Here is a 26,711-nt window from a genome sequence, read left to right as displayed (position 1 = left end):
TCCTCGTCGCTTCGCGCCGGGTGGATTTCTACTGGTGGCCAGTGCTGGCGACATCCGCGGCGATCGCCGCGCGCCGAGATCTGCCTGTTCCTGCTCCTTCGATTGATCCTCGCCCGGCACACGGCCGGACGAGGCTAAACAAAGAAGGAGAGACCTCTTGGAAGGTCCTGAAATCACCGCCGCCGAAGCCGTCCTCGACAACGGCCGCTTCGGCACCCGCACCGTCCGGTTCGAGACCGGACGCCTCGCGCAGCAGGCACAGGGTGCCGTCGCCGCGTACCTCGACGAGGAGACGATGCTCCTCTCGGCCACCAGCGCCGGCAAGCACCCGCGCGAAGGCTTCGACTTCTTCCCGCTGACCGTCGACGTCGAAGAGCGCTCGTACGCCGCGGGCAAGATCCCCGGCTCGTTCTTCCGCCGTGAGGGCCGCCCCTCCACCGAGGCGATCCTCGTCTGCCGCCTCATCGACCGCCCGCTGCGTCCGTCGTTCGTCGACGGCCTCCGCAACGAGGTGCAGATCGTCGTGACGGTGCTCTCGATCGCACCGGGCGAGTACTACGACGCGCTCGCGATCAACGCCGCGTCGGCGTCGACGCAGATCTCGGGTCTGCCGTTCTCGGGCCCGATCGCCGGCGTGCGCCTCGCGCTCGTCCCCGGCCACGGCGAGCACGCCGACCAGTGGGTCGCGTTCCCGAACCAGGCCCAGGTCGAGGAGGCCGTCTTCGACCTCATGGTCGCCGGTCGCGTCCTGCCCGACGGCGACGTCGCGATCATGATGGTCGAGGCCGAGGCCACGGAGAACAGCTGGAACCTCATCAAGGGCGGCGCCGTGAAGCCGAACGAGGAGATCGTGGCGCAGGGCCTCGAGGCCGCCAAGCCGTTCCTCAAGCAGCTCGTCGAGGCACAGGCCCAGATGGCTGCGAGCTCCTCGCGCGAGCCCGGCGTGTACCCGGTGTTCCCGCCCTACACCGACGAGACGTTCGAGTTCGTGAACTCGCGCGCGTACAGCGAGCTCGTCGGCGTGTATCAGATCGCCGACAAGCAGGAGCGCCAGAGCGCCGACGACGCGATCAAGGACCGCGTCAAGGCGGAGCTCACCGCGGCGATCGAGGCCGGCGATCTTCCGGCGTCGGTCGCAGCCGAGTTCGGCGGTGCGTACAAGTCGGTCACCAAGAAGATCGTGCGCGGTCGCATCCTCTCCGAGGGCGTCCGCATCGACGGTCGCGGCCTGGCCGACATCCGTCCGCTCGACGCAGAGGTGCAGGTCATCCCGCGCGTGCACGGCTCGGCGATCTTCCAGCGCGGTGAGACCCAGATCCTGGGTGTCACGACGCTGAACATGCTCAAGATGGAGCAGCAGATCGACTCGCTGTCGCCCACCACGAGCAAGCGCTACATGCACCACTACAACTTCCCGCCCTACTCGACCGGTGAGACCGGCCGTGTCGGCAGCCCCAAGCGTCGCGAGATCGGGCACGGCTTCCTCGCCGAGCGCGCGCTCATGCCGGTGCTGCCCAGCCGCGAGGAGTTCCCGTACGCCATCCGCCAGGTCTCCGAGGCGCTGAGCTCGAACGGCTCGACGTCGATGGGTTCGGTCTGCGCCTCGACGCTGTCGCTGCTCAACGCCGGTGTGCCCCTGCGCGCCCCGGTCGCCGGCATCGCGATGGGCCTCGTGTCCGACGAGGTCGACGGCCAGACCCGCTACGCGGCGCTGACCGACATCCTCGGCGCCGAAGACGCCCTCGGTGACATGGACTTCAAGGTCGCCGGCACGAGCGAGTTCGTCACGGCGATCCAGCTCGACACGAAGCTCGACGGCATCCCGTCGTCGGTCCTCGCCGCCGCGCTGACGCAGGCCAAGGAGGCTCGACTCACGATCCTCAATGTCCTCAACGCCGCGATCGACGGCCCGGACGAGATGGCTCCGACCGCCCCGCGCGTGATCAGCGTGCAGATCCCGGTTGACAAGATCGGCGAGCTCATCGGCCCGAAGGGCAAGACGATCAACGCGATCCAGGACGAGACCGGCGCGCAGATCTCCATCGAGGAAGACGGCACCGTCTACATCGGCGCGACCGACGGCCCGTCGGCCGAGGCCGCCCGTGCCCAGGTCAACGCGATCGCCAACCCCACCAACCCGGAGGTCGGCGAGCAGTTCCTCGGCACGGTCGTGAAGATCGCGACGTTCGGCGCGTTCATCTCGCTCCTGCCCGGCAAGGACGGCCTGCTGCACGTCAGCGAGGTCCGCAAGCTCGCCGGCGGCAAGCGCGTCGAGAACGTCGAAGACGTGCTCGGTGTCGGCCAGAAGCTGCTCGTCCGGATCACCAAGATCGACGACCGCGGCAAGCTCTCCCTCGAGCCCGTTCTCGAGGAGGCGGCCGACCAGGAGGGTCGCGACGCTGCGAGCGAGGGCCCGGAGGCTCCCGCCGAAGGCTGAGCCAGACAGCCTTGTCCGGATGCCCGTCCCTTCCCGAGCGGAAGGGGCGGGCATCCGTCGTCTCCGCGCACGAAGCGCGAGCCTGTCGGCCACATGGGGGACACGCGGCGCAGGACCCCCTCAGCGTGACCAAAGCGTTATGTAATGTTTACCCCCGACACACCGCAACGGTCAGGGGATTGTCCGGACTGCCATACCCTCTTAGGTAACGCGCCGGGGGGCGCGGAACAGGCGATCACGAAGTCTCCATCGGGAGTCGACGTGAGGGGGTGTCACATGGCTTTCTTCGGCGTTGACTCGACGCTCTCGTCATCGAGCCCCGAGGCGCTCTCCACCCCCGTGCCCGGCGTGCACCCGTCCGCGCCGATCCCGGTTCAGGGGCCGCCCGTGGGTCAGAACGTGCGCACTCCGCTCGGCGAGAGCGGCCTCGACATCTTTCCCCTGATCCTCGGAGGCGCGGAGTTCGGCTGGAACGTCGACCTCGAGTCCAGCCACGACATCCTCGACACCTACGTCGAGCTCGGCGGCAACGCCGTGCACACCTCCGACAGCTTCGCCGCCGGGCGCAGTGAGCACATCATCGGCCAGTGGCTGCATTCGCGCGGCCTCCGCGACGACGTCGCCCTCATGGTGCGCATCGGCGGGCACGCCGACAACCCGGGGCTCGGCTCGGTGAACCTGGTGCGTGCGGTCGAGGCATCCCTCACCCGTCTGCGCACCGACCGCATCGACGTGCTGTACCTCGACGCCACCAGCGACTCGACGACTGCCCTCGAAGACACGCTGGCCACGGCGGAGTGGCTGGTCGACAGCGGCAAGGTCCGCGCGCTCGGCGCCATCGGCTACACCGCAGCCCAGCTCGTCGAGGCGCGCATCTACTCGTCCGCAGGGTTCCCGCGCATCACCGTGCTCGACGTGCCGTTCAACGTGCTCCGACGGCACGAGTTCGACGCAGACCTGCGACTCGTCGCCGGAGCGCAGGGCATGGCGGTGACGCCGTCGCACGCGCTCGAGCACGGTTTCCTGGCCGGTCGACAGCGCACGCGCCTGCGCGGCGCACTGTCGGTGCGCGGCGCCCAGCTCGCGGCGAACCTCAACCGGCGCGGCAGCCGCACACTGCGCGCGCTCGACGCGGTCGGCACGGAGCTCGGCGTGCCCGACGCGGCTGTCGCGGTGGCGTGGCTGCTCGCGCAGAAGCTCGTGACGGCGCCCATCATCAACGCGTTCGCTTCTGCACAGGTCGAGGAGCTCGTGCAGGGGGTGGGCGTGCGCCTGAGCCGCGCCCAGCTGTCCGACATCGCCCGGGCGTCCGAGTAAGTCGCTCGGCCACGGCGCGACCGGGCGCTGTCTGGTCCGTGTCGTAGGGTGGAAGAGGTGTCCCGTCGGGGCACGCGACCCCCGACGGAGTGAGCTGCGTGACGCACTACATCTACCTCGTGCGACATGGCGAGCACCAGGATGCCGAGCACGGCCTGGTCGACGGACGCCTGTCGCCGCGCGGCCGGCGCCAGGCCGCGCTGCTGGCCGATCGGCTGTCGGGCGTGCCGTTCGACGCGGTGTGGCATTCGCCGCTCGAGCGCGCGAGCCAGACCGCGCAGGCCGTCAAGGAGCGCATGCCGTCCCTCCAGCCCGAGCCCTCGGCGCTGCTGTTCGACTGCGTGCCGACAGGCATGACCGAGGAGACGCCGACGGCGTTCGAGCCGTTCTTCGGATCCGTCACCGAGGCCGAGATCGACGCCGGGCGCGCGCAGATGGCCGACGCCGTGAGCGAGTACCTCGTGCGCAAGCGCGGCGAGGTGCACGAGCTGCTCATCACGCACAACTTCGTCATCGCCTGGTTCGTGCGGGAGGTGCTGCAGGCGCCCGACTGGCGCTGGATGACGCTCAATCAGGCGCACTGCGGACTGACGGTGATCGCTCAGAAGCAGGGCCGCCCCTGGACGCTGCTCTCGCACAACGACATGGCGCACCTGCCGGTCGAGCTGCGCACCGGCCTGCCCGAGGTCTACCCCGTCTGACCCTCGGAACTCACCGGTCCCGCGACCACCTTGCTGTACCAGCGGCTCGCATTCGGGTTGTCGTTGTAGGGGGCGATCGTTGTGAAGCCGGTGCGGGCGTAGAGGGCGCCGGCGGCTTCCAGCGAATGGTGGGTGTCGAGCACCAGCTCGCGCGCACCGAGTTCCCGTGCCCGCGACTCGAGGGCGTCCACGAGCACACGGCCCCAGCCCCGGCCGCGGGTCTCGGGCCGGAGGTAGAGATGCTTGACCTCGTAGCGGGTTCCGTGCGGCCCGTCGTCGATGAGGCGGATGCCGCCGCACCCGACCGGCCGGCCCTCGTCGTCGTCGAGGATCACGAAGACACCCGCCGGACGCACGAACGCCGCAGGCTGCGGAAAGGTGGTCGTGTAGACCACGTCCTGTTCGGCGAAGCCGGCTGTACGGGCACGGAAGTACTCGGCAAGGAGTTCGTGGGCGTCAGGGGCGTCGACAGGGGATTCGCGAAGGGTCACCACCCTTCCAGCGTATGCGTCCGGGGTGGGCCAGGAGGCCCGCCGGCGGGACGTCATGCGGCAGGGTCGCGGCATCCCTCCCGCCTAGGATGGAACGCATGACGACGCGCGTGGCCATCGTGGGCGGCACCGGCAAGCTCGGCGGGATCATCCGCGACGTGGTCGAGCAGGAGGACGGCTTCGACGTGCACGCGACCCTGTCGTCGCGCTCGCAGCTCGATGAGCTCGACGGCGCCGATCTGGTCGTCGACGCGTCCACTCCGGCGGTGTCGATCGACGTCGTCCGCGCCGCCGTCGAGCGCGGCATCAACGTGCTGGTGGGCACATCCGGGTGGTCGGCCGAGCGCATCGCCCTCGTCCGCCCGCTTGTGGACGCCTCCGATGTCGGCGTCGTGTTCATCCCGAACTTCTCGCTCGGCTCGGTGATCGGCTCGGCGATCGCCGCCGCAGCCGCGCCGTTCTTCCCCTCGATCGAGATCGTGGAGGCGCACCGCGAGACGAAGATCGACTCGCCCAGCGGCACCGCCGTGCGTACGGCCGAGCTCATCGCCGCCGCGCGCGCCGAGGTCGGCCCGGTCGAGTCACCCCACGTCGACCAGCGCGCCCGCGGTCAGCAGGTCGCGAGCGTGCCGATCCACTCGCTGCGGCGTCCCGGCGTCATCGCGCGGCAGGAGACGATCCTGGCGGGTGCGGGGGAGTCGCTCACGATCGTCCACGACACCATCGAACCGGCCAGCGCATACGGGCCCGGCATCCGGCTCGCCCTCGCCGCCGCGCGCGACGCCAAGGGCGTCACCGTCGGCCTCGACAGCTTCCTCGACCTCCGTCTGCGAACCCCCGGTGCGTCGACGACGCCCGGTCGTCCACTCGACGAGGGCGGCGTGCCCGGCCAGGTCGCCCGGACGACGGGCGCATGAGCGCACGCATCGGGGTCGCCGTCATGGCGGTGCTCCTCGCCCTGTACATCGTGCTCGTAGGGCAGCGTGCGTGGCTGCTGCTCACGAGCGGAGAGACGATCGCCGTGGCCATGGGCGCGGCGCTCATCGTGCTGCCGCTCCTCGCGGTGTGGGGCGTGGGGCGGGAGCTGTGGTTCGGCGTGCGCGCCGAGCATCTCGGCCGGCGGCTGTCGTCCGAAGACGCGCTTCCCGCCGAGGAAGTGGCGGTTCGCCCCAGCGGACGCGCGATCCGGTCGGAGGCCGACGCGCTGTTCCCGGTGTACCGCACCGCCGCCGAGCAGAACCCGGACGACTGGCGAGCCTGGTACCGTCTGGGCCTCGCGTATGACGCCTCCGGCGACCGTCGTCGCGCGCGCGAAGCCGTGCGCCGCGCCCTCCGGCTCGAAAGGGCCGAGCGCCGGTCCTGAGGTTCAGCCCGCCGCAGGCACGGCGGAGGCGATCGCGTCTTCGACCGTGGGGTGGCGGAACGAGAATCCGGATGCCTCGAGCACAGCGGGCGCGACATCCAGGTCGGACGTCAGCACAGCCTCGGTCGCGTCGGCTCCGAGCACCGTTCGCACGGCCCACACCGGCGCTCGGACTAGGAACGGGCGGTTCATCCGCACCGCCAGCGCGAAGCCCAGGTCGTTCGCGGTGGCGCGCGTGGGGCCCACCAGGTTGACCGGCCCGCCGAGGCCGGAGTCGATGACGTGGCGGATGGCGCGTACTTCGTCGTCGAGCGAGATCCACGGCCAGACCTGCGTGCCGCGGCCGATCGGACCGCTCACGCCGAGCCTGGTCAGCAGCATGAGGGGCTTGAGCACGCCGTCGGCATGAACGATCGGAGCCGTGCGCAGCAGGGCGACCCGCGTCTGATCACCCGCCGCACGTGCAGCGGTCTCCCATTCGCCGCAGAGGTCCGCGAGGAACGTCTCGCCGCGCGGCGATGTCTCGTCGAGCCGGCGACGCGGCGCCGAGCCGTAGTACCCGACGGCCGACGCGCACACGAAGGCCGGGGCATCCGTCCCCAGTTCGCGGAGCGCGCGCGCGATGGCCTGGGTCGGCGTCACGCGGGACCAGAGCAGCGTGTTCTTGTAGCGAGCCGTCCACGGGAATCGGCCGATGGTCGCCCCGTTGAGCCCGACGACTGCCTCGGCGCCGTCGAGGACGGCGGGATCGAGCGGGGATGCGCCGGTGAGCCACTCCACCTCGTCGGATGCCTCGGCCGGCCGGCGCACGAGGCGCGTGACCTCGACGCCATCGGCGCGCAGACTGTCCACCAGGGCCGACCCGATGAGTCCCGTCGACCCGGCGACCACGACCCGGCGTGCGCCGGGCCGCGGTGAATCGGAATCAGGCAAGCGTGGCCTCGATGGTGATCTCGACGCCCGCGAGGGCCTGCGAGACCGGGCATCCCGCCTTCGCCGCCTGCGCCAGGCGCTCGAACTCCTCGGGGTCGAGGCCGGGCACCACCGCGTTCACGTTGAGATGGCTGCCGGTGATGCCGGTGCCGGGCTTGAAGGTCACCGACGCGGTCGTGTCGATCGACTCGGGCGGAGTGCCGTTCTCGGCCAGCGCGAGCGAAAAGGCCATGCTGAAGCACGACGAGTGGGCGGCGGCGATGAGCTCTTCGGGCGTCGTGGTGGAGGTCGAGCCCTCGCTGCGCGCCTTCCAGTTGACGTCGAAGGTGCCGAGCCCGGACGAGACGAACGTCACCTCGCCGGCTCCGTCGAACAGGCCGCCCTTCCAGGCGGTGGTTGCTTCGCTCGTGACCGTCATGGGGGCCTCCCTCTCACGGCGCCCGCGGACCGAGCGCCTCGCGGTCAGCCTAACCGCGGGTGACGCCGCGGCGCGACGGTGCGTGATGCGTGTCAGGCGGAGGCGGGCCGTGCGCGGCCGATCACGCCGAGCCGCTGCAGCAGGAGGTACATCATGCAGCCCAGGCACACGCCGAAGACCGCGTTGAGGAACGCGGCGACGAACGCGAGGGCCGCGGCGACCGGGAGGGCCAGGGGCACGCCGAGGAGGTGCAGGACGAGGCCGAGGCCGACGACGAAGAGGCCGACGCCCTGCGCGAAGCGCGGCGGGCGCGGGTCTTCGAGCTCGGTCGGCGGCGCGAGGCGCGGTGCGACCACGGCGCGGTAGAGCACGCCCCACGGCGCGGTGCGCGGCGACACGACCCCCCACAGGAACAGCAGCGCGATGGCGAGCAGCAGCAGGAAGCCGGGGTCGAGGAGGCGGGCGTCGAGCGTCGCCGTCGACACGACCCAGCCGAGCGGGATGAAGCTCTGCTGGGCCAGCGGCTGGTAGGCGAACCATCCGAATGCCGCCGATCCGTACGCCGCAGACAGCCCCGTGAGGCTGAGTAACAGCGCGATCAGCAGCAGGACCGACGTGATGCCGGCCGCGAAGCGCGGACCTCGGGGGTCGATGCCGCGCGGGGCCGAGGCATCCGCCGGTTCAGACATGCGCGTCCTCCGCCGTGAGCCGGTTCAGTTCGAGCTCGAGCACGTCACGGCTCGGGGTGCCGCCGAAGCGGGTCTGGATGACGCCGTCCCTGTCGAGGACGAGCGTGGTGGGCGTCTGCAGGACGTGGAAGTGCTTCGCGATGTCGGGCCGGTGCGTGAGGTCGACGTCGAGGTGGCGGACGCCCTCGTGCGCGTCGGCGATGCTCGACAGCGTGCGGTGCACACCGGGGCAGCGGGCGCACAGCTCGGTGCTGAACTGCAGCAGCGTAGCCACCTCGCCGAGACCGTCCGCGCCGAGCCGCTCGGGCTCGACGACCTCGTGGAGGATGTGACGCTGCGGACGCGACTGGCGCCAGCGCAGATAGACGCCCAGGGCCACCGTCAGCGCGAGGAGCGCGGCGATGGCGACGAAGGCGGTGACGAGGTTCACAACTGATCAGGGTATTCCCGTTCAGCTGAATGGATACCGGATGCCGTGATTATGACGCTCCTGGCGTAACAGACGCCGCTGGGGGAGGGCGCGGGTATCGTGGCAGCCGTGACGACGGCGATCCCCACCCCTTACGAGGACCTCCTGCGCGATGTGCTCGAGCATGGCACCCACAAGGACGACCGCACCGGAACGGGGACGACCAGTGCGTTCGGGCGCCAGATCCGCTTCGATCTGTCGCAGGGCTTCCCCCTGGTCACGACCAAGCGGGTGCACTTCAAGTCCATCGCCTACGAGCTGCTGTGGTTCCTTCGCGGCGAGTCCAACGTGCGATGGCTGCAGGACAACGGCGTGACCATCTGGGACGAATGGGCCGACGCCGACGGCGAGCTCGGTCCCGTGTACGGCGTGCAGTGGCGCTCGTGGCCCACGCCCGGCGGCGCGCACATCGACCAGATCTCCCAGGTGATCGAGCAGATCCGATCGAACCCCGACTCCCGTCGGCTGATGGTGTCGGCGTGGAACCCGGCCGACATCCCCGACATGGCCCTCGCGCCGTGCCACGCGATGTTCCAGTTCTACGTCGCCGACGGTCGCCTGTCGTGCCAGCTGTACCAGCGCAGTGCCGACCTGTTCCTCGGCGTGCCGTTCAACATCGCCTCATACGCCCTGCTCACCCTCATGGTCGCGCAGCAGACCGGCCTCGAGCCGGGCGACTTCGTCTGGACCGGCGGCGACTGCCACATCTACGACAATCACGTCGAGCAGGTGCGCGAGCAGCTCACGCGCGAGCCTTACCCCTACCCGACCTTCCGCTTCGCTCGGAAGCCCGAGACGATCTTCGACTACACGTACGAGGACTTCGTCATCGAGGACTACCAGCACCACCCGGCGATCCGCGGGGCGGTCGCGGTATGACGTCACGCATCGGCCTGGTCTGGGCCGAAGCGCACGGCGGGGTGATCGGGGCCGACGGCGGCATGCCGTGGCACGTGCCCGAAGACCTCGCGCACTTCAAAGAGGTGACCTCGGGCGCGCCGGTCGTGATGGGCCGCCGCACGTGGGAGTCGCTGCCCGAGCGGTTCCGGCCGCTCCCGGGACGGCGCAACATCGTCGTCACCCGCAACGGGGCCTGGAGCGCCGAGGGCGCGCAGCGGGCGGGGTCGCTCGACGATGCGATGGCCGCGGTGACGGATGCCGCGACCCCCGAGTGGATCTGGATCATCGGCGGCGGTGAGCTCTTCCGCGAGAGCATCGCGTCGGCCGACCGGCTCGAGGTCACGGAGCTCGACGCCGAAGTCGACGGCGACACGTTCGCTCCAGACCGAGCCGGCTGGGCAGTCGAGTCGATCGACCCCGATGAGGGCTGGCACACGTCGAGCAGCGGCATCCGCTACCGATTCCTCCGTCTCGCGCGCGCGTCTTAGGCTGTCGCGCATGGCGAAGACGGCGATGATCACGGGCGCGAGCTCGGGCCTCGGCGCGGAATACGCGCGCCAGCTCGCGGCGATGGGCGCCGACCTCGTGCTGGTGGCCCGCGACCGCGCCGCCCTCGACGAGCTCGCAGGGACGCTGCGCACGCGGCACCGCGTCGGCGTCGAGGTGCTCGCGGCCGACCTGCTCTCGCCGCGGCAGCGCGAGAAGGTGGAGCGGCGCCTCACGGACCCCGACCGGCCGATCGAGATGCTCGTGAACAACGCGGGCTTCGGCCTTCCGCTGGCGTTCGAGCGCAACGACATCGAAGACGAGGTGCGTCACCTCGACCTCCACGTCGAGGTGCCCATGCGGCTGAGCCACGCCGCCCTCGGACCGATGCTGGCCCGCGGTCACGGCCGCATCCTCAATGTCGCGTCCGTGGCGGGTTTCACCCCCCGCTCGACGTACGGGGCGTGCAAGGGCTGGCTGATCAGCTTCAGCCGCTGGGCCAACGGCGCGTACGCAGCCCGCGGCGTGACCATGACCGCCGTCTGCCCGGGCTTCACGCACACCAACTTCCACGAACGGGCCGGACTCCCGCCGGGGAAGGAGGGCGTTCCCGACTGGATGTGGCTGGATGCACGCACGGTCGTCGCCGCCTCGCTGCGCGACGCCGCCCGGGGCAAGGCGGTCTCGGTGCCGTCGGCGAAATACAAGCTGCTCGTGACGGCGAGCCGCCTCGCACCCGCCCGCCTGGTCGCCCGGGCGGCTGCCACCGGGCGCTGACGACGCGGCGCCGGAGGCGGCATCCCGATAGCCTGGGTCCATGACGCACACGGGCAACCCATTCGGACAGGTTCTCGTCGCGCTCGTCACACCGATGACGGCGGACGGCGAAGTCGATTGGCCCGCTGTCGAGAAGCACATCGACGACGTCATCACCGCAGGAGCCGACGGCATCGTCGTCACGGGCACCACGGGTGAGACCTCCACCCTGACCGACGCCGAGAAGATCCGGTTGGTGGAGGTGGGGAAGGATGTCGCGGCCGGCCGAGCCAAGATCATCACGGGCGGCGGCTCCAACGAGACAGCGCACGCCATCGAGCTCTACAAGGCCAGCGAGAAGGCCGGCGCCGACGGCATCATGATCGTCACGCCGTACTACAACAAGCCCACCCAGGCGGGCATCCTGACCCACTTCCGGCTCGTCGCCGACGCCACCGACCTGCCGGTCATCCTCTACGACATCCCCGGTCGCACCGGCGTGCCCATCAAGTACGAGACGATCCTGCGCCTGGCCAAGCACCCGAACATCCTCGCGATCAAAGACGCCAAGGGAGACTTCAGCGAGGTCAGCCGAGTGCTGAACCAGACCGACCTGCTGTACTTCTCCGGCGACGACGCCAACGTGCTGCCGCACCTCTCGATCGGGGCGACCGGACTCATCGGCGTCACCGCCAACATCGCCCCCGCGCCGTACCGCGCGATCGTCGACGCCGTGAACGCGGGCGACCTCACGGCCGCCACCGCCGAGCACAAGCGACTCGAGCCGCTCGTGCGCGCGGTCATGACGCACGTGCCGGGCACCGTCTCGGCGAAGTACATCCTGCACGGCCTCGGCCGCATCGGCAGCCCGCGCGTGCGGCTGCCGCTTGTCGGTCCCGAGGAGTGGGAGGCCGCGAAGATCGAGGACGAGCTGGCGCTCGTCGTCGGTGTGCCCGGCGCCGACTTCTCCAACTTCCGGCCCGACCGCAACGCCGCCGCCGGCGGCGCGCTGCCGAAGGTGTCGGGCACCACGAGATGACCACGCGCGCCGACCTGCCCGCATCCGGGCGACGGCGACACAAGCGAAGGGGCGCCTCGGCGCCCTGAGGAGGCTGACCATGCCCACCACCCCCTTCGACCCGCCCGCACTCGAGCAGGGCACCCTCCGGATCACTCCACTCGGCGGCCTCGGCGAGGTCGGCCGCAACATGACCGTGTTCGAGTACGGCGGCAAGCTGCTCGTCGTCGACTGCGGTGTGCTGTTCCCCGAGGAGCACCAGCCCGGCGTGGACCTGATCCTCCCCGACTTCGAGCCGATCAAGAGCCGCCTCGACGACATCGTCGGAGTGGTGCTCACCCACGGTCACGAAGACCACATCGGCGCCGTGCCATACCTCCTCAAGCTGAAGTCCGACATCCCGATCGTCGGCTCGGGGCTGACGCTCGCCCTCACCGAGGCGAAGCTCAAAGAGCACCGGATCAAGCCGTACAGCCTCACCGTCGCGGAGGGGCAGCGGGAGAACCTCGGACCGTTCGACCTCGAGTTCATCGCGGTCAACCACTCGATCCCGGACGCGCTCGCCGTCGCCATCCGCACCCCGGCGGGCCTCGTGCTCGCGACCGGCGACTTCAAGATGGACCAGCTGCCGCTCGACGGCCGCCTCACCGATCTTCGTGCGTTCGCGCGCCTCGGCGAGGAGGGCGTCGACCTGTTCCTCGTCGACTCGACGAACGCCGATGTGCCGGGCTTCACCCCGCTCGAACGCTCCATCGGTCCGGTGCTCGACCAGGTGATCGGCAATTCTCCGCGCCGCGTCATCGTCGCGAGCTTCTCGAGCCACGTCCACCGCGTGCAGCAGGTGCTGGATGCCGCGGCCGCGCACGGCCGCCGGGTGGCGCTCCTCGGCCGCAGCATGCTGCGAAACATGACGATCGCGGAAGACCTGGGCTACCTGAACGTGCCCGAGAACGTGCTCATCGACTACAAGAAGGCGCGCGATCTGCCCGACGACCGCATCGTCTACATGTCGACGGGCTCGCAGGGCGAGCCGATGGCCGTCCTCAGCCGCATGGCCAACCTCGACCACGCGATCGAGCCCGGTCCCGGCGATACCGTGATCCTCGCCTCCAGCCTCATCCCCGGCAATGAGAACGCCGTCTACCGCGTGATCGACGGGCTGACCAAGCTCGGCGCGAACGTCGTGCACAAGGGCAACGCGAAGGTGCACGTGTCGGGCCATGCCGCCGCCGGCGAGCTGCTCTACTGCTACAACATCCTCAAGCCGAGGAACGTGCTCCCCATCCACGGCGAGTACCGCCACCTCATGGCCAACGCCCGGCTCGCCCAGGACACCGGCATCGATCCCGACCGCACGATCCTCGCCGAGAACGGCACCGTCATCGACCTCAAGAACGGCGACGTGCAGGTCGCCGGTCAGCTGGATCTGGGCTTCGTCTACGTCGACGGCTCGACGGTGGGCGAGATCACCGACGCCGACCTCAAGGACCGCCGCATCCTGGGCGAGGAGGGCTTCATCTCGGTCATCGTCGTCGTGGACGCGTCGACGGGCAACATCATCTCCGGGCCCGAGATCCACGCGCGCGGCTTCGCCGAGGACGACTCCGTGTTCGACGCGGTCAAGCCCAAGATCGCCGCGGCGCTCGCCGAGGCGGCGAAGTCGGGCGTACGCGACTCGCACGCCCTCTCGCAGGTCGTCCGCCGCACGATCGGCCGCTGGGTGAACCAGTCGCTGCGTCGCCGGCCGATGATCGTGCCGCTCGTCATCGAGGCCTGAACGACGAGCGGATGCCGCTTCCCACGCCGCAGAGGCGGGACGAGGCATCCGCACACCATCGCTACACTCGCGTCATGCCACCCGCTGCCTTCCGCGTTCGCGAAGCCACGCAGGCGGACGGCACGTTCCTGGGCGACATGGTCGTCGAAGCGGCGAACTGGAGGCCGGGCGCGGCGCGGCCGAAGCACCAGCTGATCACCGACTCCGATCACAGCCGCTACGTCACGGGGTGGAAGCAGCCGGGCGACGCCGGTTTCGTCGCGGTCGACGCGAACGACGAGCCGATCGGCGCCGCGTGGTACCGGATGCTGCCGCGCACGGACCCTGGATTCGGCTACGTCGGCACCGGCGTGCCCGAACTCATCATCGGAGTCCGACCGATCTGGCGCGCGCACGGCGTCGGCCGCGCCCTCCTGCAGCGGCTGTGCGACCACGCGCGGGCCCAGGGCTTCGCCCGCATCAGCCTGAGCGTGGAGCGCGGCAACTTCGCGACGACGCTGTACCGCAGCGAGGGCTTCGCGGTGACCTCGGCCGGCCACGGCCGCGACACGATGGTCAAGCGCCTGCGCTGATCGACCGGCCCACTCCGCCGCGTGGTTCCGCGGAAAAGTCGGCGCGGCCGCCTACCGTGGGGGGATGGCCAGGAGCACCACCCCGACCAAGAACGGCCGCACGCCTGCGCGCGGGGCGTCCTCGTCGCGCGCCAAGAAGCCCGAACCGGCGCCGAAGCGGTACGTCGGCGACGCCGAGAAGCCGCCCGTCATCGTGCGCGCGTGGCTTGGCCTGGCTCACGCCACGGGTGCGCTGTTCCGGGCGTTCGGCCCCGAGACGCTCGAGAAGGACCAGCGCCGCGACGGCTTCCCGTTCCTGCTGGTGCTGCTCGCCGTCGCGGGTGCCGTCAACGAGTGGTTCTTCATCGGCAGCGACGTCGCGGCGACGATCAGCGCCTACTCCGTCGGCGGGCTCATCGGCCGAGAGGCGTTCATCCTGCCGGTGCTCCTGCTGTTCCTCGCGGGCTGGATGTTCCGGCACCCGTCGTCGGTGCACGACAACGGCCGCATCGGCATCGGGTTCGGCCTGCTGATCGTCACGATCGCGGGCTTCTGCCACGTCGCCGGCGGCCGCCCCCAGCCGAGGCAGGGACTGCCGGCGCTCAGCGAGGCCGGCGGCCTGTTCGGCTGGATGGCGGGCGAGCCGCTCGCCTTCGTCCTCACCGACGTCGGCGCCTACATCGCGCTCTCGCTGCTGGCCGTGCTCAGCGTGCTGATCATCACCAAGACCCCGCCGAACCGCATCGGCCGCCGTCTGGGTGAGCTCTATGCGTGGATGTTCGACGCCGAGCCGCGCACCCCGCAGACCGACGCGGATGCCGCGGCATCCGTCTCCGACGATGACGGCACCGATCCTGCCCTGCCCTGGTGGCGGCGCAACAGGACCGGACGCGAGCAGGATCCCGAGGGCACCCTCGGGTCGGACGACCTCACGGCGCTCCTGACGCCGGGAGCCGTGCAGGGCGGCTTCGACCAGGTGCTCGAGCCGCCGGCTCCGCCGGTCCCGCCGGTCACGGCCGACGCGCTCACCGAGGTCATCGATCCCTCCATCGTCGCCGCGGCGTCGAAGGCGTCGAGCACGTCGCTCCGCGACGACAGCGTCGATCCGCTCGAAGACGGCGTGCTGCCCGGGCTGACGGGAATCGGCTCGGATGCCTCGCCCGCGGCGCCCAGCGCCCCCTATCGCCTGCCGTCGGTCAACGCCCTCGCCCAGGGCACGCCCCACGTGGCGCGGTCGCAGGCCAACGACGACACCGTCAAGGCGATCACGAGTGTGCTGGAGCAATTCTCCGTCGATGCGCGCGTCACCGGGTTCTCGCGCGGACCCACTGTCACGCAGTACGAGATCGCGCTCGGCCCCGGCGTGAAGGTGGAGCGCATCACGGCGCTCACCAACAACATCGCGTACGCCGTCGCCTCGAACGAGGTGCGCATCCTCGCGCCCATCCCGGGCAAGAGCGCGATCGGCGTCGAGATCCCCAACACCGACCGCGAGATCGTCACCCTCGGCGACGTGCTGCGCTCGCAGAACGCACAGCAGTCGACGCACCCCATGACGATCGGCGTCGGCAAGGACGTCGGCGGCGGCTACGTCGTGGCCAACCTCGCCAAGATGCCGCACCTTCTGGTCGCCGGCTCCACAGGCTCGGGAAAGTCCAGCTTCGTGAACTCGATGATCACGAGCCTGCTGATGCGTGCGAAGCCCGCCGACGTGCGCATGGTGCTCATCGACCCCAAGCGCGTCGAGCTCACTTCGTACGCGGGCGTGCCGCATCTCATCACGCCCATCATCACGAACCCCAAGAAGGCGGCTGAAGCGCTGCAGTGGGTCGTGAAGGAGATGGACATGCGGTACGACGACCTCGCGTCGTTCGGCTTCCGTCACATCGACGACTTCAACAAGGCGGTCGTGGCGGGCGAGATCACGCTTCCCGCGGGCAGCGAGCGGGTGCTCAAGCCGTACCCGTACCTGCTGGTCGTCGTCGACGAGCTCGCCGACCTCATGATGGTGGCTCCGCGCGACGTCGAGGACTCGATCGTGCGCATCACGCAGCTGGCCCGTGCCAGCGGCATCCACCTCGTGCTGGCTACCCAGCGGCCGTCGGTCGACGTCGTGACCGGCCTCATCAAGGCCAATGTCCCGTCGCGTCTCGCGTTCGCGGTGACGAGCGTCACCGACTCGCGCGTCATCCTCGATCAGCCCGGCGCCGACCGCCTGATCGGCCAGGGTGACGGCCTGTTCCTTCCGATGGGGGCGTCGAAGGCGCTGCGCGTCCAGGGTGCGTGGGTCAGCGAGCAGGAGATCGAGAAGGTCGTCAAGCACGTCACGGCCCAGGCGCGCCCCGAGTACCGCAACGACGTGCAGGTGGCGGCCGAGAAGAAGGAGATCGACGCCGACATCGGTGACGACCTCGAGCTGCTGCTGGCGGCAGCGGAGCAGATCGTGTCGACCCAGTTCGGCTCGACCTCGATGCTGCAGCGCAAGCTCCGCGTCGGATTCGCCAAGGCCGGACGCCTGATGGACCTCCTCGAGTCCCGCGAGATCGTGGGCCCCTCCGAAGGCTCGAAGGCGCGCGACGTGCTGGTCACGCCCGATCAGCTGCCGGCGGTGCTCGCCCGCCTGCGCGGCGACGAGGTGCCCGAGGCGCCCGCCGCCGCCGGCCCCGCGGCCGACCCGTACGGGGCCGATGCGGTGGACGCACAGTTCGACGGCTACCCGGTCGTCGAGAGCGAGAGCGAGGGCGATGAGGATGCGTGGGGCCTGACCGGCCGCGAGTGATCGGCGTCGCCCGGCGCACAGGCCCCGCCGCCCCACGGCGATAGGCTCGGCGCATGGCGATCCCGAGACAGCTCCCCAACACGATCACGATCGTGCGCATCCTGTGCGCGCCGGTGTTCCTGTGGATGCTGCTTGCCGACGGTGGGACGGACGGCCCGCTGCGCTGGTGGGCTGCGGTGCTCTTCATCGTCGCGATCGCCACCGACGGCGTCGACGGCTATCTCGCGCGCAAGCACCACATCGTCACCGACCTGGGCAAGCTCCTCGATCCGATCGCCGACAAGGTGCTCACCGGTTTCGCCTTCATCGGACTGTCCATCCTTGCCGAACTGCCGTGGTGGATCACGATCATCGTGCTCATCCGCGAGGTCGGCATCACAGTGCATCGACTCATCGTCGCGAGCGATCACGTCGTCGCGGCGGCGTGGATGGGCAAGCTGAAGACGCTCGCGCAGGGGATCGCCCTTTCGCTCGCGCTGCTGCCGCTGTGGACGCTCGTCGGAGAGTGGATCTTCTGGGTCAACGGCATCGCGATGACCATCGCCGTGCTGCTGACGATCGCCAGCGGCATCGACTACGTGGTCGCCGAGGCGCGCGGCGCACGCAAGGCCAAGGGATCGGCGTGACGCTCGCCTCCGACGTCCTCGACACTCTCGGTCGCCGGGGCTGGACGATCGGCACGGCGGAGTCCCTCACCGGCGGGCTGGTCGTCGCCTCCCTCGTCGACGTGCCCGGCGCTTCCCTGCACGTGCGCGGCGGCGTGGTGGCCTACGCCACCGATGTGAAGGCCAGTGCGCTCGGTGTCGATGAGGCGCTTCTCGCCGACGCCGGACCGGTCGATGCGAGAGTTGCGCAGCAGCTCGCCGCCGGCGCCCGGCGGGTGCTCGGCGCCGACGTGGGCGTGGCCACGACCGGAGTCGCGGGGCCTGATCCGCAAGGCGACCACCCCGTGGGCACGGTGTTCGTCGCCGTCGAGACGCCGGAGGGGAGCGCGGTGTCGGCCTTCCGTCTGGAAGGATCCCGGGCCGACATCCGGACCGAGTCGGTCCGTCGGGCGCTCGAACTCGTGCTCGCAGAGCTGCGCGCGACCGGTCGATGACGTCGGAAATACACCGGGTTTCTTCTCGGTTACATTCGGTGATTCCCACCCATTCCCCAGTTCGCGGGATTAGATTGGCATCATCCGGTGCGGTACTGTTATCCACCCCGGACAGCGGAATCACAAGTGAGGAGGGGGCCCACCATGATCCTGGTACGTCAAGAGATCGGCGAAGTGCTTCGTGATTTCCGCCAGCAGAAGGGTCGCACCCTCCGTCAGGTCGCGAGTCGCGCGAGTGTCGCCCTCGGCTATCTGAGCGAGGTGGAGCGCGGTCAGAAAGAAGCCTCCAGCGAGATCCTCGCGTCCGTGGCCGAGGCGCTGGACGTCCCCATCTCGACCATCATGCGCGAGGTCGGCGACCGCATCTCCGTGCTCGAGGGTCTGCAGACCTTCCCAGACGTCGTGCCCGACGACCTGGTCGCGGCTGTCGACGCCGAGCTGTCGCTGCGCTGAGCGCTGCGGATTCCCCGACGCATGAGGCGCAGTGAGTTCGAACGCGCCGTGCGCGATGAGTTCGGCAGCCGGGGGAGCGCACTGATCGCGGATCTGGTGCTCTCCGGCGTCGGCTCGCGCACGGCAGCGGAGGCTCTCGCCGCCGGTGTGCCGCCGCGCGAGGTCTGGCTCGCCCTGTGCGAGGAGACGGACGTGCCCGCCGATCGCCGTTACGGAGTCGGACGCCTCGAGCCCAAGCGCCGCTGACCTGCGCGGGCACCACGCTTCGCGGCGTGTTGTCGAATGTCTGTTCGATACCGGCGTAGGCTCCTGCACAGCAGGTGTCGAAGGATGTCTGTTCACGTCGGCGGACGAGCGAAGACGGATGTCGGAGCCCAGCCCTAGCGTGAACACCGTCGAACGACACCTCACGCCTTGTCGCAGCATCCGTCCCACCGGGGCCGGAGCGCGACAGCCTACAGGCGACGGAACGCGAGCAGAAAGAGCACGTCATGCCCTCAGCAGTTGACCGCGAGAAGGCCCTCGAGTCCGCCCTCGCCCAGATCGACCGGCAGTTCGGAAAGGGCTCGGTCATGCGGCTGGGCAGCGACGAGCGCGCTCCCGTCGAGGTCGTCCCCACCGGGTCGATCGCCCTCGACGTCGCCCTCGGCATCGGCGGGCTTCCCCGCGGCCGCATCATTGAGATCTACGGCCCGGAGTCGTCGGGTAAGACGACGCTCACGCTTCACGCCATCGCGAACGTGCAGCGTGCCGGCGGCATCGCCGCCTTCATCGACGCTGAGCACGCGCTCGACCCCGACTACGCGCAGAAGCTCGGCGTCGACATCGACTCGCTGCTCGTGTCGCAGCCCGACACGGGTGAGCAGGCGCTCGAGATCGCGGACATGCTCGTGCGCTCGGGTGCGATCGACCTCGTCGTGATCGACTCCGTCGCAGCCCTGGTGCCGAAGGCCGAGATCGAGGGCGAGATGGGTGACTCCCACGTCGGTCTGCAGGCGCGTCTCATGTCGCAGGCGCTCCGCAAGCTCACCGGTGGTCTCAACCAGACCAACACCACCATGATCTTCATCAACCAGCTGCGTGAGAAGATCGGCGTCTTCTTCGGCTCGCCCGAGACCACCGCCGGTGGAAAGGCGCTGAAGTTCTACGCTTCGGTCCGCCTCGACATCCGCCGCATCGAGACCCTGAAGGACGGCACCGACGCAGTCGGAAACCGCACGCGCGTCAAGGTCGTCAAGAACAAGATGGCCCCGCCGTTCAAGCAGGCCGAGTTCGACATCCTCTACGGCGTCGGCATCTCGAGGGAAGGCAGCCTCATCGACTTCGGGGTCGAGCACGGCATCGTCAAGAAGTCGGGTGCCTGGTACACCTATGACGGCGAGCAGCTCGGTCAGGGCAAGGAGAACGCCCGTAACTTCCTGATCAAGAATGCCGACACTGCGGCCGAGATCGAGTCGAAGATCAAGGCGAAGCTCGGCATCGGCCAGCCGAAGGCCGTCGAGGCGCCGGCTGACGATCTGGCCGCGCGCCGTCCGGCCTGACATGCGTCACGATGACGGGGGCGAGCACGAGACGCTCGCCCCCGTGATCCCGCTGTTCGGCGGGCCGCCGCCTTCCGCCCCTACGCGCTCGGAAGCCTCGGCGACCGACGCCACAGAGCGCGACGATATCGTGGCCGCTGAGCGAGATGCCGACGACATTGTCGGGGATGATCCCGAGGCGTGGCACCCGACATGGGCCGACGACCGACCCCAGCTCGACCAGGCGGATGACCGTGCTGGCGCGGGCGAAGTCGAGCTCGCCGAGAAGGCGCTGCTGAAGAAGCTGCGCACCCGGTCGCTGTCGGTCTCGGAGGCCCGAGGAGTCCTGCGTGAGTACTCCCTCCGCCCCGATGCGGTCGAGCACCTGATCGCGCTGATGGACGAGTACGGCTACCTCGATGACGGAGCGCTGGCCGAGCAGTTGGTCCATGCCGGCGCCGAGCGCAAGGGCCAGGGTCGGCAGGCGATCGCGCAGACGCTCGCGAAGCGGGGCATCCCGCGCGATGTCGCAGACGCGGCGCTGTCGTCGCTGCCCGACGATGACTTCGAACGCGCGCTCGAGTTCGCGCGCGGCAAGGCGCGGTCGCTGCAGGGCCTCGACCGCGACACCGCCGTGCGGCGGCTGACCGGTCAGCTTGCACGGCGCGGGTACGGCGGCTCGATCGCGCTGTCCGCCGCGCGTGCGGCGCTCGACGACGCTCCTGGCGGGTCGCGCGGCGTTCGCTTCCGCTGAGCGGGCCGACGCGGCGCCCTCGCGAGGGCAACGCACACTCCGGGCACGGGCCGGAGCGGGATGACGGTATGTTCGGACCGGAGGCGGAGGGAGTCGGCATGGCGGTCGAGGTCCGCGGCCTGACCAAGCGCTACCGCGAGAAGGTCGCCGTCGACGACATCTCGTTCTCGGTGGCGGACGGCGGGGTCTTCGCGTTCGTCGGCACGAACGGCGCGGGCAAGTCGACAACGATCGGATGCCTCACGACGGTGCTCCCCTTCGACGCGGGGACCGTCGTCGTGAACGGCTACGACGTACGCCGTGAAGGCGACCGCGTGCGTGAGTCGATCGGCGTCGTCTTCCAGGAGTCGCTGCTCGATCCGCTGCTGACCGCCCGAGAGAATCTGCGGCTGCGCGGGCGCCTGTCGCGCATCGCGCGCGAGCCGCTCGACACCCGGATCGGCTACGTATCCGCTCTCATCGGGCTCGATGGATTCCTCGATCAGCGGTACGGGCGGCTGTCCGGTGGCCAGCGCCGGCGCGTCGACATCGCACGCGCGCTCCTCCACGAGCCCGCGGTGCTGTTCCTCGACGAGCCCACCGCGGGGCTCGACCCCGGCAGTCGTGCGCTCGTCTGGCGGACGCTCCATGAGCTGAGCGCCCGTGGCGATCTCACCATCTTCCTGACCACGCACTATCTCGAAGAGACCGAAGAGGCGGCGCGCGTCTGCATCATCGACGAGGGCCGTATCGTCGCCGACGACACCCCCTCGCGACTGCGGGCTCGCCACAGCCGCAGCATCCTGAGCATCACCACGAACGATCCCGAAGCGCTGGTCGCATCAGCACGCGCGGCCGGCGCCGAGCCCGTCCGTCACCGCGATGTCGTGGTGATCGGCGTCCCCGATGCCGATGTGGCCCGCGCCCTGCTCGCCGCCCACGGTGACCGAGTCCGCGACTTCGAGTTCCGGCACGGCCGCATGGACGACGTCTTCCTGACGCTGACGGGAAAGTCGACCGCGGGAGGGGACGCGGCATGAGCGTCGTATGGGCGATCGTCCACCGCAACCTTCGGCTCTTCTTCCGAGATCGCCTGAACGTGTTCTTCTCGCTCCTGGGCGCGGTCATCCTGTTCGGCCTCTACACGCTGTTCCTCGGCAACCTCCAGACTGCAGGACTCGCCGACTCGCTGCCCGGGGCGTCGACGGCCGACGTGCAGGCCTTCGTCGACAGCTGGATGTTCGCGGGCATCCTTCTCATCACGACCGTGACGACGGGCCTCGGCGGCCTCGCGGTGCTCGTCGACGATGACCAGTCCGGCCGGTTCCGCGACTTCCTCGTTTCGCCGCTCCGGCCCAGTCAGTTCGTGCTCGGCTACCTCCTGTCCGCTGTGGCCGTCGCGCTCGTGCTGTCGGTGTTCGTCCTGGTGATCAGCATCCTCTACCTCGGGGTGCTGCGCGGGACGTGGCTCGGCGCCGCAGCCATCGCGCGCAGCTTTGCGATCGTCGCGCTCTCGTGCGTCGCCTTCACGGCGTTCTCGGCACTCATCGTGTCGTTCGTCCGTACCAACGGTGCGTTTTCGGGGCTCGCCACGATCGTCGGCACGGTGCTCGGTTTCATCGCCGCGGCATACATCCCGATCGGAGTCTTCCCCGAGGGCGTCGCCAACGTGGTTGCGGCGCTGCCGTTCGCGCAGGCGGGAATGCTGCTGCGCCGAGAGTTCTCAGACGAGACGCTGGCCGTGATCACCGCCGATGCCCCCGGTGCGGAGGAACCGCTGCGTGCCATGTACGGGCTGGATCTCTCCATCGGGGACTGGGAGGTCCCCGGATGGGTCGTGATCGTCGTCCTGATCGGAATCTCGGTCGTGTGCACGGCGGTGTCCGCCGGACGCATGCGCCGACGCATTCGCTGAGGCCGCGCACCGACCGGACGGGACGGCCTCCCATCGGCGGATCGTAGAATGGCACGCATCATGACCATGCCGTCCCCACTCCCGACCCTCATCGCGCCCTCCGACGCGGCGCGCGACGCCGACGGCAAGGCCCGCACCTATGAAGTGCGCACCTTCGGCTGCCAGATGAACGTGCACGATTCCGAGCGGCTCTCCGGCTCGCTCGAGAGCGCGGGTTACGTGCGCGCCGAGGTCGGCGAGGAAGCCGACGTCGTCGTCATCAACACCTGTGCGGTGCGTGACAACGCGGCCGGCAAGCTCTACGGGACGCTCGGCCACCTGAAGTCGCGCAAAGACAAGCACGAGGGGATGCAGATCGCCGTCGGCGGCTGCCTCGCCCAGATGGACAAAGACACGGTCCAGGAGAAGGCGCCGTGGGTCGATGTCGTCTTCGGCACGCACAACATGGGGTCGCTCCCGAGCCTGCTCGAGCGCGCCCGTCACAACGGCGAGGCCGAGCTCGAGATCCTCGAGTCGCTCGAGATCTTCCCGTCGACCCTCCCCGCCAAGCGCGACAGCGTCTACAGCGGCTGGGTGTCGATCTCCGTCGGGTGCAACAACACCTGCACGTTCTGCATAGTGCCGAGCCTCCGCGGCAAGGAGAAGGACCGTCGCCCCGGCGACATCCTCAACGAGATCCGTCTCCTCGTCGAAGACGGCGCGATGGAGGTCACCCTTCTCGGCCAGAACGTCAATTCGTACGGGGTGGAGTTCGGAGACCGTCAGGCGTTCGGCAAGCTGCTGCGCGCGGCCGGCGAGATCCGTGGCCTCGAGCGCATCCGCTTCACCAGTCCTCATCCCGCAGCCTTCACCGACGACGTCATCGACGCGATGGCCGAGACGCCCGCCGTCATGCCGCAGCTGCACATGCCGCTCCAGTCGGGCAGCGACCGCATCCTGAAGGCCATGCGCCGCTCGTACCGCAGCGAGAGGTTCCTCGGCATCCTCGACCGAGTGCGCGCGCGCATCCCGAACGCGGCCATCTCGACCGACATCATCGTCGGCTTCCCGGGCGAGACCGACGAGGACTTCGAAGACACCATGCGGGTCGTCGAGCAGGCGCGGTTCGCGAGCGCGTTCACGTTCCAGTACTCGATCCGCGAGGGCACCCCGGCCGCGACCATGCCCGACCAGGTGCCGAAGGCCGTCGTTCAGGAGCGCTACGAGCGACTCGTCGCGTTGCAGGAGCGCATCTCGCTCGAGGAGAACCAGAAGCAGGTGGGGCGCGGGCTGCAGGTGCTCGTCTCGACCGGCGAAGGCAAGAAGGATGCCGCGACCCACCGCCTCACCGGCCGCGCCGAAGACAACCGGCTCGTGCACTTCGAGGTGCCCGAGGGATCCGACCTCCCGCGTCCAGGCGACGTCGTCTCGGTGGTCGTGACGCACGCCGCGCCCTTCCACCTGCTCGCCGACAGCCCCGACGGGGCGCCGCTGCGCATCCGGCGCACGCGCTCCGGCGACGCGTGGGACCGCACGCAGGCCGAGTCGTGCGGTGTCCCGGCTCCCGCCGGCGAGACCGGCGCGCCGCGCGCCGTCTCGCTGGGGCTTCCGACGCTGCGCATCGGAGTGTGACCGCCGCCACGCGCCCCCGCGCGCCGCGCCTGTGGGCGGTCGTCGGCGCGACGGGAACGGGCAAGACCTCGCTGTCGCTCGACCTCGCCGAGGCGATCGTCGCACGCGGCGGTCGAGCCGAGATCGTCAATGCCGACGCGATGCAGCTGTACCGCGGCATGGACATCGGCACCGCCAAGCTGCCGGAATCGGAGCGGCGCGGCATCCCTCATCACCTCTTCGACGCCCTCGATCCGACCGAGGACGCGGCGGTCGCCTGGTATCAGACGACGGCCCGAGCCGCGATCGACGAGATCCACGGCCGCGGTGCCGACGCCGTCCTGGTCGGCGGCTCTGGCCTGTACGTCTCGAGCGTGCTGTTCGACTTCCGGTTCCCACCGCGGGACCGGGCCGTGCGCGAGCGTCTCGAGGCCGAGCTCGAGGCGCAGGGCCCGGGAGCGCTGTTCGCCCGGCTGCGCGAACTCGACGCGGCCACGGCGGAACGCGTCGACCCCCGCAACGGGCGCAGGATCGTCCGCGCGCTGGAGGTCCTCGAGATGGGGGAGCGCACGCACGGCGCTGCGCTGCCTGACGAGCCCGTCCTCTGGCGCGAGGACACCGTGATCATCGGCGTCGCCGTTCCCCGCGACGAACTCGTCGCACGCCTCGACGAGCGGGTGCTGGGGATGTGGCGCGACGGCCTCCTCGCGGAGGTCGAGTCGCTGCGCGATGCCGGGCTCGAGCGCGGCGTCACGGCACGACGGGCGATCGGCTACGCGCAGGCTTTGACCCAGCTGCAGGGTGGGATGACCGAGGCCGAGGCGATCGCCGAGACGCAGGCGCTCACGCGCCGCTACGCGCGTCGGCAGGTCTCGTGGTTCAGGCGCTATGCCGGCGTCTTGTGGACGACTCCGGGAGCGAATGCCGCGGACCTGGCAGACTCGACAGCATGACTGTCGCGATCCGGGCCTTCCAACTTCCCGACACCGAAGCAGTCGTCTCGCTGTGGCAGGCGACGAAACTCACCCGGCCGTGGAACAACCCGTACCAGGACATCAGCCGCAAGCTGAAGGTCCAGCCCGAGCTGTTCCTCGTCGCAGTCGACGGCGCCGACATGGTCGGCACCGTGATGGCCGGCTACGACGGACACCGCGGCTGGCTCTACTACCTCGCGAGCGATCCGGCCCGGCGCGGGCAGGGCATCGCGCGTTCGCTCGTGGAGCGGGCGGAGGCGCTGCTGCTCGACATGGGATGCCCTAAGGTGCAGCTCATGGTGCGGCCCGACAACGACATCGCGCAGGGCTTCTACGAGGCGCTCGGCTTCGAGACGTTCGAGACCTGGGCGACGGGAAAGCGCCTCATCGCCGACTGAACCGCAGCTGCGCGCCCATAGACTGGCACGATGCCGCAGACTATCGCGTTCACCAAGGGTCACGGCACCGGCAACGACTTCGTGATCGTGCCCGATCGCGACGGTGAACTCGATCTCTCCGACGACCAGGTCGCCGTGCTGTGCGATCGAAGGTTCGGCATCGGCGGCGACGGGATCCTGCGCGTCGTGCGCGCTGCCGCCGTCGATGAGGGTGCCGAGGCTGCGGCGTCCGGTGTCGAGTGGTTCATGGACTACCGCAACGCCGACGGTTCCCGCGCCGAGATGTGCGGCAACGGCATCCGCGTGTTCGCCCGCTATCTGGCCGAGGTCGGCTGGGCGTCGCTGGACGACGGTCCGCTTCGGATCGCCACACGCGCCGGCGTGAAGACCCTCACCCGCAGCGACCTCGGTTTCGAGGTCGATCTCGGACCGTGGCGCATCGAATCGGACGATGTGCTCGTCCGCGCGCGAGGCATCGGCGCGCCCCGTCCGGGCCTCGGCGTCGACGTCGGCAACCCCCACATCGTGGTGGCCCTGCCCGACCATCGCGAGCTGGAGGCCCTCGACCTCGGAGTGCTCCCGCAGCTTCACCCCGAGCCGCCGCACGGCGCGAACGTCGAGTTCGTCGTGCCGAGCGACCCGCTCGTGCGCGACGGCGTCGGCTCGATCCGCATGCGTGTCTTCGAGCGCGGCGTGGGCGAGACGCTCAGCTGTGGCACCGGCGTCGCGGCCGCTGCGCTCGCGGTGCGGCACTGGGCGGGGCCTGCGGCTCCCGACCACTGGACCGTCGAGGTGCCCGGGGGAACTCTCGGGGTGCGGATGATCTCGATACACTCGCTTCGCGAGCACTCGATCCAGCGGCCGGATGTCGACGGCGAGCAGCACGTGCTGCTCTCCGGACCGGCGACGCTCGTGTACTCGGGCGAGGTCGCCCTCGCCTGAAG

At 69.9% G+C, this 26,711-nt stretch carries 29 protein-coding genes; 24 read left to right on the top strand and 5 right to left on the bottom strand.

All coding sequences use genetic code 11. The features are described from left to right. Positions 1-157: 157 nt before the first annotated feature. The 3 genes from MK786_RS15300 to MK786_RS15290 all read left to right on the top strand — a co-directional run bounded on the left by MK786_RS15300 (position 158) and on the right by MK786_RS15290 (position 4,455). Complete coding sequence (locus MK786_RS15300) at positions 158-2,437, top strand: polyribonucleotide nucleotidyltransferase (RefSeq protein WP_241113099.1); 2,280 nt, start codon at positions 158-160, stop codon at positions 2,435-2,437. A 276-nt stretch (positions 2,438-2,713) separates the two neighbouring features. Continuing rightward, a complete protein-coding gene (locus MK786_RS15295; RefSeq protein WP_241113098.1) occupies positions 2,714-3,754 on the top strand; it encodes an aldo/keto reductase in 1,041 nt (346 codons plus the stop codon). A 98-nt stretch (positions 3,755-3,852) separates the two neighbouring features. Next, a complete protein-coding gene (locus MK786_RS15290) occupies positions 3,853-4,455 on the top strand; it encodes a histidine phosphatase family protein (protein ID WP_241113097.1) in 603 nt (200 codons plus the stop codon). On the opposite strand, the gene MK786_RS15285 is transcribed toward MK786_RS15290, so the two are convergent. Next, positions 4,443-4,949, bottom strand: coding sequence for a GNAT family N-acetyltransferase (locus MK786_RS15285; RefSeq protein ID WP_241113096.1), 507 nt, complete (start codon positions 4,947-4,949; stop codon positions 4,443-4,445). The genes MK786_RS15290 and MK786_RS15285 overlap by 13 nt on opposite strands. 95 nt (positions 4,950-5,044) lie before the next feature. Here MK786_RS15285 and dapB point away from each other — a divergent pair, with 95 nt between their 5' ends. Further along, positions 5,045-5,863 (top strand): 4-hydroxy-tetrahydrodipicolinate reductase, encoded by an 819-nt coding sequence (gene dapB, locus MK786_RS15280; protein WP_241113095.1) that lies wholly within the window; start codon positions 5,045-5,047, stop codon positions 5,861-5,863. Then, on the top strand, positions 5,860-6,309 hold the full coding sequence (locus tag MK786_RS15275; protein WP_241113094.1) for a tetratricopeptide repeat protein: 450 nt from the start codon (positions 5,860-5,862) through the stop codon (positions 6,307-6,309). The genes dapB and MK786_RS15275 overlap by 4 nt, the downstream gene beginning before the upstream one ends. A 3-nt stretch (positions 6,310-6,312) precedes the next feature. Here the strand turns inward: MK786_RS15275 and MK786_RS15270 are convergent, their stop codons facing one another. The 4 genes from MK786_RS15270 to MK786_RS15255 form a co-directional block, all read right to left on the bottom strand. Beyond that, positions 6,313-7,242 carry a TIGR01777 family oxidoreductase gene (locus MK786_RS15270; protein ID WP_241113093.1) on the bottom strand — a complete coding sequence of 310 codons (930 nt, stop codon included), beginning with the start codon at positions 7,240-7,242 and terminating at the stop codon, positions 6,313-6,315. After that, positions 7,235-7,660, bottom strand: coding sequence for an OsmC family peroxiredoxin (locus MK786_RS15265; protein WP_191763096.1), 426 nt, complete (start codon positions 7,658-7,660; stop codon positions 7,235-7,237). The genes MK786_RS15270 and MK786_RS15265 overlap by 8 nt, the downstream gene beginning before the upstream one ends. A gap of 92 nt (positions 7,661-7,752) precedes the next feature. Next, on the bottom strand, positions 7,753-8,349 hold the full coding sequence (locus MK786_RS15260) for a DUF4395 domain-containing protein (protein WP_241113092.1): 597 nt from the start codon (positions 8,347-8,349) through the stop codon (positions 7,753-7,755). Then, the gene (locus MK786_RS15255; protein WP_241113091.1) at positions 8,342-8,779 is read right to left on the bottom strand and encodes a thioredoxin family protein; all 438 of its coding nucleotides are present in this window, start codon (positions 8,777-8,779) and stop codon (positions 8,342-8,344) included. Before MK786_RS15255 ends, MK786_RS15260 begins: the two co-directional genes overlap by 8 nt. Positions 8,780-8,887: 108 nt before the next feature. On the opposite strand from MK786_RS15255, the gene MK786_RS15250 reads away from it, so the two are divergent. From MK786_RS15250 to dapF, 19 genes are all read left to right on the top strand, one after another. Further along, complete coding sequence (locus tag MK786_RS15250) at positions 8,888-9,697, top strand: thymidylate synthase (protein WP_241113090.1); 810 nt, start codon at positions 8,888-8,890, stop codon at positions 9,695-9,697. Continuing rightward, the gene (locus tag MK786_RS15245) at positions 9,694-10,206 is read left to right on the top strand and encodes a dihydrofolate reductase (protein WP_241113089.1); all 513 of its coding nucleotides are present in this window, start codon (positions 9,694-9,696) and stop codon (positions 10,204-10,206) included. The genes MK786_RS15250 and MK786_RS15245 overlap by 4 nt, the downstream gene beginning before the upstream one ends. 10 nt (positions 10,207-10,216) lie before the next feature. Further along, on the top strand, positions 10,217-10,981 hold the full coding sequence (locus MK786_RS15240; RefSeq protein WP_241113088.1) for an SDR family oxidoreductase: 765 nt from the start codon (positions 10,217-10,219) through the stop codon (positions 10,979-10,981). Between the two features lie 40 nt (positions 10,982-11,021). After that, entirely contained in the window at positions 11,022-11,999 is a 978-nt protein-coding gene (dapA, locus tag MK786_RS15235; protein WP_191763084.1) for a 4-hydroxy-tetrahydrodipicolinate synthase, read from the top strand. A gap of 79 nt (positions 12,000-12,078) precedes the next feature. Beyond that, the gene (locus MK786_RS15230) at positions 12,079-13,755 is read left to right on the top strand and encodes a ribonuclease J (RefSeq protein ID WP_241113087.1); all 1,677 of its coding nucleotides are present in this window, start codon (positions 12,079-12,081) and stop codon (positions 13,753-13,755) included. A gap of 74 nt (positions 13,756-13,829) precedes the next feature. Continuing rightward, positions 13,830-14,327, top strand: a complete 498-nt coding sequence (locus MK786_RS15225; protein WP_241113086.1) for a GNAT family N-acetyltransferase — start codon at positions 13,830-13,832, stop codon at positions 14,325-14,327. Between the two features lie 64 nt (positions 14,328-14,391). Beyond that, entirely contained in the window at positions 14,392-17,085 is a 2,694-nt protein-coding gene (locus MK786_RS15220; protein WP_241113085.1) for a DNA translocase FtsK, read from the top strand. Positions 17,086-17,138: 53 nt separating this feature from the next. Beyond that, entirely contained in the window at positions 17,139-17,711 is a 573-nt protein-coding gene (pgsA, locus tag MK786_RS15215) for a CDP-diacylglycerol--glycerol-3-phosphate 3-phosphatidyltransferase (protein WP_241113084.1), read from the top strand. After that, entirely contained in the window at positions 17,702-18,184 is a 483-nt protein-coding gene (locus tag MK786_RS15210) for a CinA family protein (protein ID WP_374200494.1), read from the top strand. The genes pgsA and MK786_RS15210 overlap by 10 nt, the downstream gene beginning before the upstream one ends. 144 nt (positions 18,185-18,328) lie before the next feature. After that, entirely contained in the window at positions 18,329-18,637 is a 309-nt protein-coding gene (locus MK786_RS15205; RefSeq protein ID WP_191763071.1) for a helix-turn-helix domain-containing protein, read from the top strand. 21 nt (positions 18,638-18,658) lie between these two features. Next, complete coding sequence (locus MK786_RS15200; protein ID WP_241113082.1) at positions 18,659-18,883, top strand: DUF3046 domain-containing protein; 225 nt, start codon at positions 18,659-18,661, stop codon at positions 18,881-18,883. A gap of 245 nt (positions 18,884-19,128) precedes the next feature. Beyond that, positions 19,129-20,178 carry a recombinase RecA gene (recA, locus tag MK786_RS15195; RefSeq protein WP_191763067.1) on the top strand — a complete coding sequence of 350 codons (1,050 nt, stop codon included), beginning with the start codon at positions 19,129-19,131 and terminating at the stop codon, positions 20,176-20,178. Between the two features lie 130 nt (positions 20,179-20,308). Beyond that, a complete protein-coding gene (locus MK786_RS15190; protein WP_241113081.1) occupies positions 20,309-20,911 on the top strand; it encodes a regulatory protein RecX in 603 nt (200 codons plus the stop codon). A gap of 98 nt (positions 20,912-21,009) precedes the next feature. Next, complete coding sequence (locus MK786_RS15185; protein WP_241113080.1) at positions 21,010-21,930, top strand: ABC transporter ATP-binding protein; 921 nt, start codon at positions 21,010-21,012, stop codon at positions 21,928-21,930. Then, the gene (locus MK786_RS15180; protein ID WP_241113079.1) at positions 21,927-22,805 is read left to right on the top strand and encodes an ABC transporter permease; all 879 of its coding nucleotides are present in this window, start codon (positions 21,927-21,929) and stop codon (positions 22,803-22,805) included. The genes MK786_RS15185 and MK786_RS15180 overlap by 4 nt, the downstream gene beginning before the upstream one ends. Positions 22,806-22,865: 60 nt before the next feature. Further along, positions 22,866-24,416, top strand: coding sequence for a tRNA (N6-isopentenyl adenosine(37)-C2)-methylthiotransferase MiaB (miaB, locus tag MK786_RS15175; RefSeq protein WP_241113078.1), 1,551 nt, complete (start codon positions 22,866-22,868; stop codon positions 24,414-24,416). Then, positions 24,413-25,348, top strand: coding sequence for a tRNA (adenosine(37)-N6)-dimethylallyltransferase MiaA (miaA, locus tag MK786_RS15170; protein ID WP_241113077.1), 936 nt, complete (start codon positions 24,413-24,415; stop codon positions 25,346-25,348). The genes miaB and miaA overlap by 4 nt, the downstream gene beginning before the upstream one ends. Then, positions 25,345-25,767, top strand: coding sequence for a GNAT family acetyltransferase (locus MK786_RS15165; protein ID WP_191763057.1), 423 nt, complete (start codon positions 25,345-25,347; stop codon positions 25,765-25,767). Before miaA ends, MK786_RS15165 begins: the two co-directional genes overlap by 4 nt. A gap of 30 nt (positions 25,768-25,797) precedes the next feature. After that, a complete protein-coding gene (gene dapF / locus MK786_RS15160) occupies positions 25,798-26,709 on the top strand; it encodes a diaminopimelate epimerase (protein ID WP_241113076.1) in 912 nt (303 codons plus the stop codon). The last annotated feature ends 2 nt before the right edge of the window (positions 26,710-26,711 follow it).

Source organism: Microbacterium sp. CFH 31415 (genome assembly GCF_022538185.1).
Taxonomy (GTDB): Bacteria; Actinomycetota; Actinomycetes; order Actinomycetales; family Microbacteriaceae; genus Microbacterium.
The sequence above is the reverse complement of the archived record's forward strand: the minus strand, read 5'-3'. Positions and strand labels throughout refer to the sequence as shown.